This is a genomic window from Maribacter sp., assembly GCF_049667165.1.
Classification (GTDB): Bacteria; Bacteroidota; Bacteroidia; order Flavobacteriales; family Flavobacteriaceae; genus Maribacter_A.
Genome location: NZ_JBATHS010000347.1, coordinates 1 through 1,579 on the forward strand (window position 1 = coordinate 1; position 1,579 = coordinate 1,579).

Below are 1,579 nucleotides of genomic sequence, written 5' to 3' on the forward strand. Positions count from 1 at the left end.
GGCTGCTGTGCTGCGTGCGTGCTGTTTCTGTGTGACGCAATGCGCGAAGTGCAGTGGATTCCACCGTCAAATGTGGGGGCTGGCGTGTGGTGTCTGTGAGATACTTCAGGGAGTTTCAGGTCGGTGCCAGAGTGCTATAGCAGCCACCCAAAAGGGGAGGATTGAACTTAGCACCGGCGGGTGGGTCGATCTGGTGGTGCGCTCGCACCCCCCACAACCGCTTCTTTCGGCGTTGTGATCGATCAGCAATTGATGTGTCTCCGGATGGGTTTTCCCTTGCCGAGATCGCAAACCCGCTTTCTTATATTCCCTTATATGCACCTCCCTAAAATTGGCGTGTCCGGGACCGGCTTTATCGCCACCGGACTGGTTCATTTGCTTGAGCGCAGCCCTGATTTCCTGATCTCCAAAGTCTTGACCCGCCGCCCGCTGGACTCGGTTGACAGTGTCGATCGCACGTACCTGACCCATTCCATTGAGGAGATGGTGGACGCGTCCGACATCGTGTTCGAGTGCTCGGGCGATGCCATTCACGCCACCGATGTGGTGTTGCAGGCCACCGAGTCGGGCAAGCGGGTGGTGACCATCAACTCCGAGTTCCATGTCACCACCGGCTCCTACTTTGCCCAGCGTGGTGACTACGTGACTGAAGCCGATGGTGACCAGCCGGGATGCTTGGCCCGCTTGAAGCTGGAAATCGAAGGCATGGGGTTTGAGCCGCAGGCCTATGTGAACCTGAAGGGTTTTTTGAACCCCAATCCCACGTACCGCGACATGGCCTTCTGGTCGGAGAAGCAGGAGTTGGCGCTGGACCAGGTGGTGTCGTTCACAGATGGCACCAAACTTCAAATCGAGCAGGCCCTGGTGGCCAACGGCCTGGGTGCCACGATCGCTTGCGAAGGAATGATCGGTTCGACCGTGGACAGTCTCAGCGATCTGGACTATCTGGTGGATGCCTCCAACCGGGTCGACATGCCTGTGAGCGACTACACGCTTTGCAAGGGTGCGCCCCCCGGTGTGTTGATCGTGGCCAAGAATCCGGAGGCAGATCGCCGTCCTGGCTATCTGCCGTTTTCGCGTCTGATGACCACCGAAGGCAGTGGTTTCGTGCTTTTGCGCCCGGTTCATCTGTGTCATTTGGAGGCTTTGAACACGATCCGCAAGGTGGTTCAGGGGGAGCCTGAACTGTTGACCAACTCGGCGGCTCCGCGCATCGGGGTTGGCGCTGTGGCCAAGAACCCCATGAAGGCTGGGGATGTGATCAAAAAGGGTGCGGGTGGGTTCGATGTGCGCGGGCAAGCCGTTCACATGGCCGACCATCCGGATGCGGTGCCTATCTGCCTCTTGAAGGACACGGCGCTGGTGCGCGATGTTGAACCCGGCGAAGTGGTTCGGTTCGAGCATGTCGCGTTGGCCGATACCGCAGCCCTGCGCCTGTACCGCAAGATCCGTCGCTCGGTACAGGAGAGCCGTGAGGCCTTGGCCAATCACTATTGTTGCTTCGGTGTGGCTGATTTTTTCAGCCCCACGCCCATGCAGTTTCTGAGCCTGATCTGACTCAGATTATCTGAGCGCGGCC

1 protein-coding gene is annotated in these 1,579 nt (G+C 58.8%); it reads left to right on the top strand.

Going from position 1 to position 1,579, the window contains the following annotated elements:
* Positions 1-315 precede the first annotated feature (315 nt).
* Positions 316-1,557, top strand: coding sequence for a hypothetical protein (locus WBM98_RS16185; RefSeq protein ID WP_424367060.1), 1,242 nt, complete (start codon positions 316-318; stop codon positions 1,555-1,557).
* Positions 1,558-1,579 lie beyond the last annotated feature (22 nt).